Here is a 9,345-nt window from a genome sequence, read left to right on the forward strand (position 1 = left end):
AAGCTCTCTAGCGCTGATGGTACTTGGTGGGAAACTGCCTGGGAGAGTAGGACGTAGCCACGTAATCTTTTTTATTTGCAACAAAGTTTAATATTAAATAGAATATAAAATCAATATTGATTTATAATAAGATAAAATATAGAATTATATAGTATAGGTAAAGTTTTTGATTTAGAAAGAAGGTGTAATATGAATTCTGATGAAAGAAGAAGCAAATTAATAGATATTTTAAAAGAATCTAAGTGCCCTGTAAAAGGTGGAATGCTAGCTGAGATATTAAATGTAAGTAGGCAAGTAATAGTACAAGATATAGCCCTTATAAGAGCTAGAGGATTTGAAATAATAGCTACACCTCAAGGATATATAATATATAATCAACCATATTTTACAAAGCAAATAAAATGTAAGAATCACAGGAATTCTAAAGAAATTTATGATGAATTAAAGATTATTGTAGATTTAGGTGGAATTGTTAAGGATGTCATCGTAAATCATCCAACATATGGTCAGATAACTGCAGAGCTTAATATTTACTCTAAAATGGATATAGATAATTTTATGAAGAAGGTTGAGACAAATGAATTTAAACAGTTATCAGTTCTAACTGAATGTAGTCATATTCATACAATTGAGACACTAAAAGAAGAGACTATAGAAGTTATAACAAAAGAATTAGAAGACAGAGGAATATTATCATAAGGAGGAGTTAAATGAATTTTTTATCATTAGCTAAGACTGCTTCAACAAATAGTAATATAACTAAAAGAACTTTAGAAAATATGCTTAATAACTTTAGTGATAATATACCAAATATTATATATGCAATAATCGTATTTGTAATAGGTATCTATATATCTAGGATAGTAAAAAAGATGGTTTCAAGGTTTTTAATCAAATATGGAATGAGCAAAGGTGTAAATAATTTCATTGTATATGGAATATACATATCTATGTTATCTATTATATCATTGATAAGCTTGGGTATTATAGGGATACAAACTACATCAGTTGTAGCTGTATTAGGAGCTGCTGGATTTAGTATAGGTTTAGCATTTAAAGAAATATTATCAAATTTAGGTTCAGGTATGATTATTTTATTTTTTAAGCCATTTAATATAGGCGATTATATTCAAGGCTCAGGTGTAGAAGGTACAGTTTCTGATATACAAATATTTAGTACTGTTCTTAAAACCCCAGATAATAAAACCATAATTATACCAAACTTTCAATTGACAAGTAACAATATAATTAATTACACACATCAAAATAAAAGAAGGATAGATTTTTCATATAATATTTCATATGATAGTGATATCGATGTAGTTAAGTCCATATTGAATGAAATTTTTATAAATGAAAAAAGGATATTGGATGACCCAAAACCAATTATAGGTTTAAACTCTATAGGAAACAACACTATGCAAATAGTTGCTAGACCATGGGTTAAAACTGATGATTACTGGGATGTTTACTTTGATGTAATGGAAAAAGTCAAAAATAAATTTGACGAAAATAATATAAAAGTCCCATTTGTTCCTTCCTCATTATTATTTAATAATATGAGCAATTTAAATACAATGGATAAAAGATAGAATTTCAATTAAGTAAAAAAGTGAATTTAATATAAAAAATTAAAGAAAATTCTAAAAAAATTTGAATAATAGTATTGAAAGATGTTAATATATATAATATAATGATTATCAAATAAAACAATTAGTTAAAAAGCGGTGAAGGAAAATAGTAAAAAACAGATTGTATTCAGAGAATGAGTGGATGGTGAGAACTCATTACAATGGTTTTTGAATCTACTCTAGAGCTTCTAGTTAAAGCTAGACGGTTTACCTACGTTATAGGTCTGAGAGGATTATACGTTTTAGTATAATCAATTAGGGTGGCAACGCGGATAAAAGATTTTCGTCCCTTTTATAGGGTAAACGGAGGTCTTTTTTTATTTTTCAAATTTGTTTAAATTAAAAGTTTACAGCTAGAATACTTGTAAATTAATTGGAATTATAATTTATATTATCAAAATTATTAGGAGGAATTAATATGTTAGATATTAAAAGAATAAGAGAAAATTTAGATGATATCAAGAAAGCTATGGAAAGAAGAGGCGAAAGAGAATTTGACCTTGATGCTGTGGTTGAATTAGATAATAAAAGAAGAGAGATACTTCAAGAAGTTGAGGTTATGAAAAATGAATTAAATGTAAATTCTAAAAACATACCACAATTAATAAAAGAAGGCAAAGATGTAACAGAAGAAAAAGCAAGATTAAAAGAGTTATCAGATAAGATAAAAGGTATTGATGAGAAAGTAAAAGAAGTAGAAGCAAAAATGGAATACACATTGATGAGAATACCAAATGTTCCTCATCCAGAGGTTCCACAAGGCGAAACAGATGAAGATAATGTTCAAATAAGAACTTGGGGAGAACCTACTAAATTTGATTTCGAACACAAAGCACATTGGGATATTGGTACTGGTCTAGGTATATTAGATTTTGAAAGAGCTGGAAAAATAACTGGTTCAAGATTTACTTTATATAGAGGTTTAGGTGCTAGATTAGAAAGATCTTTAATGAATTTCTTTTTAAATACTCATACAGCTAAACATGGATATACAGAAGTTTTACCTCCATTTATGGCTAATAGAAATAGTTTTATAGGTACTGGTCAACTTCCTAAATTTGAAGAAGATATGTTCAAGATAGAAGGATTAGAGTATTTCTTAATACCAACAGCTGAAGTACCTGTTACTAATATACATGCTAATGAGATATTAGATGTTGCAGAACTTCCAATTAAATATTGTGCATATACTCCTTGTTTTAGATCTGAGGCAGGTTCAGCAGGAAGAGATACAAGAGGTTTAGTTAGACAACATCAATTTAATAAAGTTGAGTTAGTTAAGTTTGTTAAACCAGAAGATTCTTATAATGAATTAGAATCATTAACTCATGATGCTGAAACTATGCTACAAATGTTAGGTCTTCCATATAGAGTTGTAAAAATATGTACAGGGGATTTAGGATTTACAGCTGCATTTAAATATGATTTAGAAGTTTGGATGCCAAGTTACAATAGATATGTAGAGATATCTTCTTGTTCAAACTTTGAAGATTTCCAAGCAAGAAGAGCAGGAATAAGATTTAAAAGGGATAAAAAATCAAAAGCAGAATATGTTCACACTTTAAATGGTTCTGGATTAGCTATAGGAAGATGTCTAGCAGCTATACTAGAAAATTATCAGCAAGCAGATGGTTCTGTAGTAGTTCCTGAAGAATTAAGACCTTACATGGGTGTTGATGTTATAAGATAATACTCTATTGATATTATATGTAGAAATATATTTTGATGTAAAAGACATACTATGAATGAACAATAAATTAAAAAAGCTATGAAATTATTAAATTTCATAGCTTTTTTATGTGAATTTATATAAACAAATATCTATCATAAAATGCTAAACATCTTTATAAATCAACACTTATATAAATGGATAAAGATTATTTTGGAACTAATTTAAATAAAATATAGAGATATCTATTAATAATTAAATAAACAAAATAAAATTAAGTTGAATTATAAAATGAATTATGATAAGATAAGTTTGTTATAAGTTTTGGGAGGAATTATGGAAAGTTCATTTTATATGAAAGAAGCATTAAAAGAAGCATATAAAGCATATAATAAAAGAGAAACACCAATAGGAGCTATCATAGTTAAAGATAATCAAATAATAGCTAGAGCTCATAACCTTACAGAAACATTAAAAGATTCTACAGCTCATGCAGAGATTTTAGCAATAAAGCAAGCATCAGAAAAAATAGGTGGTTGGAGGTTGACTGATTGTGATTTGTATGTTACAATGGAACCTTGCATAATGTGTAGTGGTGCAATAGTTAATTCTAGAATAAAAAAGCTTATAATAGGGACAAGACATATAAAAAATTCATATATAGAAAAACAACATGAGTTTAAATTAGATTATTTTAATAATAATAATGTAAAAGTGGCTTTTGATGTTTTGCAAGAAGAATGCTCGATCATATTGCAAGAATTTTTTAAGGCATTAAGAAAAAGAGATTAAGGAGAGATGGTCGAGTGGTCGAAGGCGCTCGCCTGGAAAGCGAGTATATGGGTAAAACTGTATCGTGGGTTCAAATCCCACTCTCTCCGCCAGAAACAATAAAAGTAATTAAATATGGTTGTAATTTTGCTGTACTAGATGGGGAGGTAGCGGTGCCCTGTAACCTGCAATCCGCTATAGCAGGATTGAATTCCATCTAAAGGCTTATTTTCTGTAGGGCCGCCCTAAATAAGTGGTGTTGATGCTTAGGTCCTGCGCAATGAAAGCTCATGAACCCCGTCAGATCCGGAAGGAAGCAGCGGTAAGTGATCACTTTTGTGTGCCGCGGGGGTGCCTAAGTTGAGCTAACTGTTTTGGTAACGCCTATGGAATTAAGTCGATAGATGGTGTACAGCATTTAATATATAAAAGACTAATCCCTTAGATAATGAGGGATTTTTTTATTAATTTTACTAAAGAGAGGTAAAAAGATGCATAAAGCATTATATAGAGCATATAGACCACAAAAGTTTGAGGACGTTATTGGTCAAGATCATATTATTAAGACTTTAAAAAATCAAATATACAATGATAATATAGGACATGCTTATTTGTTTTGTGGGACAAGAGGTACTGGTAAGACATCTACTGCAAAGATTTTTTCAAGGGCAGTTAACTGTTTAAATAAAATAAATGAAGAACCTTGTAATGAGTGTGAGATATGTGAATCTATATTAAAGGACAATACAATGGATGTTGTAGAAATAGATGCAGCATCAAATAACAGTGTGGATGATATAAGAGAACTTAGAGAAAGTGTGAAATATTCTCCAGCTAATGCTAAATATAAAGTATATATAATAGATGAGGTTCATATGTTGTCTCAAGGAGCTTTTAATGCACTATTAAAAACATTAGAAGAGCCTCCATCATATGTAATATTTATATTGGCTACTACTGAACCTCACAAGATACCTGCAACTATTTTATCGAGATGCCAAAGATATGATTTTAAAAGAGTTACAGTTAAGGACATGACTCTTAGAATGAAAAGGATTTGTGAAGATGAAGGAATTGATATAGATGATAAAGCTCTTAATTTAATAGCTAGGAATTCTCAAGGAGCGCTTAGAGATGCTCTTAGTATATTAGACCAATGTATATCATTTGGAGAGAATAAAATAGATTATAAAGATGTTGTTGAATTGATGGGAAGCGTCAATATAGAGCAGTTATTTGAATTGTCTCAATGTATTGTGGAACAAGATACTAAAAAATCTCTAGAGATATTAAATGAATTTGTTTTATGGGGGAAAGATATAAGAAACCTTATAAATGATTTGATTGACCATTTTAGAAATTTAATGGTATGTAAGGTGTCATCAGAATTAGATGAAATAATTTCATTGCCAGAAGAAACTATAGAACAACTTAAGTTTCAATCTGAAAACATAGATATAAACGATTTGATAAGAATTTTAAATGTATTATCAATAACTCAAGATGATATAAAGTCATCTTCAAATCCAAGAGTTTTAGTGGAAATAACTATGATGAAAATTGCTCAACCAATGTTTGATGAAAGTAAGGAAGCTCTTATTAAAAGAGTTGAAAACTTAGAAAAAATGATTGAATCGGGAAGTTTTAAAGTTTTAAAACAGGGCAATAACAAAGAAAAAGAAGATGATGTCAATAGAGAAATAGATGTAAATAAAGAAAGTGTAGTTTATGAAGATGTAAAAAATGAGGATGTTATACTTATAGAGTCATCTTGGAAGAATATACTTAAACAAATTAAAAAAGATAAAAAAATGCCAATATATGCACTTTTAAGTGAGGTAAAAAGTTTTAACGTATATTCTAATATGTTGTATGTTATATTTGATGATAAATTTGATTTCGCGAAAACTAGACTAAGCTCCCAAGATACAATAACTTATTTAGAAAAAACAATAAGAGATGTTTTAAATAGAAGTTTTAGTGTGAAAATAGTATTGACATCAGAGGTCAAAGATATAAATCTTGAAGTTAAAGAGAAAAAGGATATTGGTGAAGAGATATTAAAGAACATAGTAGATGAAGAGATATTAGAAATAAAAGATAGTATTGATGAAAATGAAAGTAAATAATAAAATATTATTATGATATAATAATAAAATGAAAATAAGTTTAGGAGGAATAGTATTTATGGCTAAAAAAGGTTTTGGAGGCGGAATGATGCCTGGTGGTGGAAATATGAATAATTTATTAAAGCAGGCTCAAAAGATGCAAGAAAATATGCAAAAAGCTCAACAAGAGTTAGAAAATAAAGAAGTAGAAGCCTCAGTTGGTGGAGGAGCAGTTACTGTAAAGGTTAATGGTAAAAAAGAAGTTTTGGATATAACTATTAAGCCAGAAGTAGTTGACCCAGATGACATAGAAATGTTACAAGATTTAGTTTTAAGTGCGATAAATCAAGCATTGAGAAATATTGATGATATACAAGCAAATCAAATGAATAAGGTAACTGGAGGTATGAATATACCAGGGTTATTCTAGTAGGTGATATTTATGCAAGTTTATACAGGTCCAATAACGAGACTTATAGAAGAACTTTCAAAGCTTCCTGGAGTAGGAAGAAAGACTGCTCAAAGATTAGCATTTCATATAATTAGTATGAATACTAATGATGTGGAAGCTTTATCTAAGGCTATTATAGATGCAAAAAGAGAAATAAGATATTGCTCAATTTGTTGTAACATAACAGATACAGACCCATGTAGTATGTGTTCAAATAAAAGTAGAGATTCAAGTGTCATATGTGTTGTAGAAGATCCAAGAGATGTAGCAGCTATGGAGAGAACGAGAGAATTTAAAGGTAAATATCATGTATTAAATGGAGTGATTTCTCCAATGGATGGAATTGGACCAGATATGCTAAAAATAAAGGAGCTTATACAAAGGCTTGGCAATCAAGATGTCAAAGAGATAATAATGGCAACAAATCCTACAATTGAAGGAGAAGCTACAGCTATGTATATTGCTAGATTAGTAAAGCCAATGGGAATTAAAGTTACTAGGATAGCTCATGGTCTTCCTGTTGGAGGAGATTTAGAGTATGCAGATGAAGTTACAATATCAAAAGCATTAGAAGGTAGAAGAGAAATATAAAAATCGAGGTTAATACCTCGATTTTTGTAATTTTTTGGTGTTAAATTCAAATTAATTTTGATTTAGATTTATTGAATAAATTTCTTCTGTATTGTATAATTTGTTGTATAAATCATTTAAAAATTTTGATAGGGGTGCAACATGAAACCAATTATGAACTTAGAAGAACATAATGCAATGAAAGAAAAAAGAGTTAAAAAAATGAAATCGAAAGATAAACCTAAACATGATGATTTTGATGATATAAGTTTTTCTAATAAGAAAAAAACTAAGAAAACTGCACGTAACAAAAACACTGAATTCAGAAATAATTATAAAAACTATCAGTATGATTATGAAGAAGACTTTTATGAACCAATTTAATATTAAATAATTAGAAAATAAAAAATCCCTAATAGATAATATATACTATAGGGATTTTATTTATTTTATCAATTAGAAATTATACTTAAAATCAAATTAGCTATATTTTGTGCTGAATTTGATTTTCTTATTGATTTAATATTTCCTTTTAACATCTCTAATCTACTTGGGTCATCTATTAGAACCTTTAATAATATTGATAAATTATATTTCTTTGTAGTTCTAAGTGCAGCACCACAATTGGATAAAAAGTCTAGATTTTCTTCTTCTTGTCCAGGTATGTAATATGGAACTATCATAGGTACATCTTTTAAAAGTGCTTCAGTTGTAGTAAGTCCTCCAGGTTTACTTACTAATACATCTATAGAAGCTAAGATATCATTCATTTTATTAGTATATCCAAGAACACATACATTTTTATTATGAGAACGAGACATAAGTTTTTTTTCTATTTTTTCTTTCAAGTTTTCATTCCTACCAGTTATCACAAGTATCTGAAAGTCTCTATCAGTGTCTAATAACTCATCTAGTGTTTCTTTTATATTTCCAGCTCCAAAGCTACCACCCATAAGTAAAACTGTCAATTTATCAGGCGATAAATTTAACTCAGAAAGAACAACTTCTTTATCCCTATGGGAAAGAAATGATTTCTCTACAGGAATTCCAAAGGTTCTAATTTTGCTAGATTCAACTCCATCAAATACCAATAATTCTTTTACATATTCATGACCAACTATATAATAATCAATTTCATTTTGTATCCATGTAGAATGTGTAGTATAATCAGTTAATACAGAAATAAGTGGAGGAACATTAATCGTGTTTGTGTGATGTTTATAAAAATACTCTGTATAAGTATTTGATTCATTATTATGTAAGTTAAAGTTTTTTTTCAATGTACTAAGAGCAATCATTGGAAAAGGATGTGTTCCAATAATTAAATCTGGTTTTGTATTTCTAATAAGTTTTTTAAATTTTTTTGCCATAAATGTTATTATTAAATTGTCTTTAAATTCATTTTTTGATAAAAGATTCGTTTCAGATAATCTATATACACTGCCATATGCTTTAGGTGTATATATAGCAGATTTTTCATATCCTCTTGAAATTATCTTATCCATTGTGTTATTAACTAATTTTAAACTATCTATTATTTCACATTCAATTGGTTCTCCATCAATTGTTTTGGAAGTAAGCTCTTCTTTAATAGCTAGAGCAGCTCTATTATGTCCACCACCAGTGGAAGCAGACATGATTAATACTTTTTTGCTCATAATAAAATCCTCCTAAAATGTAGCATAGTATTTGTATGATATTATATTTTGATATATATAAATTGTCATTGTAAATCAAATTATTAATAAATTATTTTTTAATATTAATCTAATACAAGATTACAAAAATTACAAGTGAAAGAAATGTAAATTAATCTTAGAAAATATATGCTATTATAAATATCTATTACAAATAAAAAATTTAATTATAGAATAAAAAGGAAGATTGAGCATAGAATATATATTAGTTTTATGAAATAAACACTTCTAAACAGTATTAAATTTAAAAATTTGAATATAAAAAATATCTGAGAAATAAAAAATTAAAAAAAATGAAAAATTATATTGACTTGGATAAATAAAGGTGATATAGTATTACTTGTCCTTGAAAAAAGGAAAAAGAAATAAACACGAACATTGAAAATTAAACAGTAGGTTAATTTATATTAAGAAACAAACCATAAAGCCAGATATTTTGATAACAATA

At 28.1% G+C, this 9,345-nt stretch carries 9 protein-coding genes, 1 tRNA gene, 1 other RNA gene and 1 other annotated feature; of the genes, 10 read left to right on the plus strand and 1 reads right to left on the minus strand.

Going from position 1 to position 9,345, the window contains the following annotated elements; genetic code table 11:
• Positions 1-189: 189 nt before the first annotated feature.
• The 10 genes from KGF38_RS19685 (at position 190) to KGF38_RS19730 (ending at position 7,584) form a co-directional block, all read left to right on the plus strand.
• Positions 190-699 (plus strand): transcription repressor NadR, encoded by a 510-nt coding sequence (locus KGF38_RS19685; RefSeq protein WP_021396376.1) that lies wholly within the window; start codon positions 190-192, stop codon positions 697-699.
• Between the two features lie 11 nt (positions 700-710).
• Entirely contained in the window at positions 711-1,592 is an 882-nt protein-coding gene (locus KGF38_RS19690; protein ID WP_054268632.1) for a mechanosensitive ion channel family protein, read from the plus strand.
• A 126-nt stretch (positions 1,593-1,718) separates the two neighbouring features.
• Positions 1,719-1,925 (plus strand) — a binding site (T-box leader).
• A gap of 124 nt (positions 1,926-2,049) precedes the next feature.
• Complete coding sequence (gene serS, locus KGF38_RS19695; RefSeq protein ID WP_054268633.1) at positions 2,050-3,321, plus strand: serine--tRNA ligase; 1,272 nt, start codon at positions 2,050-2,052, stop codon at positions 3,319-3,321.
• 315 nt (positions 3,322-3,636) lie between these two features.
• Positions 3,637-4,092, plus strand: coding sequence for a nucleoside deaminase (locus tag KGF38_RS19700; protein ID WP_054268634.1), 456 nt, complete (start codon positions 3,637-3,639; stop codon positions 4,090-4,092).
• A tRNA-Ser gene (locus KGF38_RS19705) sits at positions 4,093-4,184 on the plus strand. It begins immediately after the preceding gene.
• A gap of 37 nt (positions 4,185-4,221) precedes the next feature.
• Positions 4,222-4,486: signal recognition particle sRNA large type (gene ffs, locus KGF38_RS19710), an RNA gene on the plus strand.
• 76 nt (positions 4,487-4,562) lie between these two features.
• Complete coding sequence (gene dnaX / locus KGF38_RS19715) at positions 4,563-6,200, plus strand: DNA polymerase III subunit gamma/tau (protein WP_219674363.1); 1,638 nt, start codon at positions 4,563-4,565, stop codon at positions 6,198-6,200.
• 58 nt (positions 6,201-6,258) lie between these two features.
• Entirely contained in the window at positions 6,259-6,609 is a 351-nt protein-coding gene (locus tag KGF38_RS19720) for a YbaB/EbfC family nucleoid-associated protein (protein WP_021382454.1), read from the plus strand.
• A 12-nt stretch (positions 6,610-6,621) separates the two neighbouring features.
• A complete protein-coding gene (gene recR, locus KGF38_RS19725; protein ID WP_227832682.1) occupies positions 6,622-7,221 on the plus strand; it encodes a recombination mediator RecR in 600 nt (199 codons plus the stop codon).
• Between the two features lie 141 nt (positions 7,222-7,362).
• Positions 7,363-7,584, plus strand: a complete 222-nt coding sequence (locus KGF38_RS19730; RefSeq protein WP_054268637.1) for a hypothetical protein — start codon at positions 7,363-7,365, stop codon at positions 7,582-7,584.
• A 68-nt stretch (positions 7,585-7,652) separates the two neighbouring features.
• Here the strand turns inward: KGF38_RS19730 and KGF38_RS19735 are convergent, their stop codons facing one another.
• Positions 7,653-8,858 (minus strand): MGDG synthase family glycosyltransferase, encoded by a 1,206-nt coding sequence (locus KGF38_RS19735; protein WP_054268638.1) that lies wholly within the window; start codon positions 8,856-8,858, stop codon positions 7,653-7,655.
• Positions 8,859-9,345 lie beyond the last annotated feature (487 nt).

The organism is Clostridioides sp. ZZV14-6387 (genome assembly GCF_020657835.1).
GTDB lineage: Bacteria > Bacillota > Clostridia > Peptostreptococcales > Peptostreptococcaceae > Clostridioides > Clostridioides difficile_A.

What these genes read in the sequence shown, in the direction of transcription:
- KGF38_RS19685 (WP_021396376.1), top strand. Translation starts at nt 190, where the DNA reads ATGAATTCTGATGAAAGAAGAAGCAAATTAATAGATATTTTAAAAGAA.
- KGF38_RS19690 (WP_054268632.1), top strand. Translation starts at nt 711, where the DNA reads ATGAATTTTTTATCATTAGCTAAGACTGCTTCAACAAATAGTAATATA.
- KGF38_RS19700 (WP_054268634.1), top strand. Translation starts at nt 3,637, where the DNA reads ATGGAAAGTTCATTTTATATGAAAGAAGCATTAAAAGAAGCATATAAA.
- dnaX (WP_219674363.1), top strand. Translation starts at nt 4,563, where the DNA reads ATGCATAAAGCATTATATAGAGCATATAGACCACAAAAGTTTGAGGAC.
- serS (WP_054268633.1), top strand. Translation starts at nt 2,050, where the DNA reads ATGTTAGATATTAAAAGAATAAGAGAAAATTTAGATGATATCAAGAAA.
- KGF38_RS19730 (WP_054268637.1), top strand. Translation starts at nt 7,363, where the DNA reads ATGAAACCAATTATGAACTTAGAAGAACATAATGCAATGAAAGAAAAA.
- KGF38_RS19720 (WP_021382454.1), top strand. Translation starts at nt 6,259, where the DNA reads ATGGCTAAAAAAGGTTTTGGAGGCGGAATGATGCCTGGTGGTGGAAAT.
- recR (WP_227832682.1), top strand. Translation starts at nt 6,622, where the DNA reads ATGCAAGTTTATACAGGTCCAATAACGAGACTTATAGAAGAACTTTCA.
- KGF38_RS19735 (WP_054268638.1), bottom strand. Translation starts at nt 8,858, where the DNA reads ATGAGCAAAAAAGTATTAATCATGTCTGCTTCCACTGGTGGTGGACAT.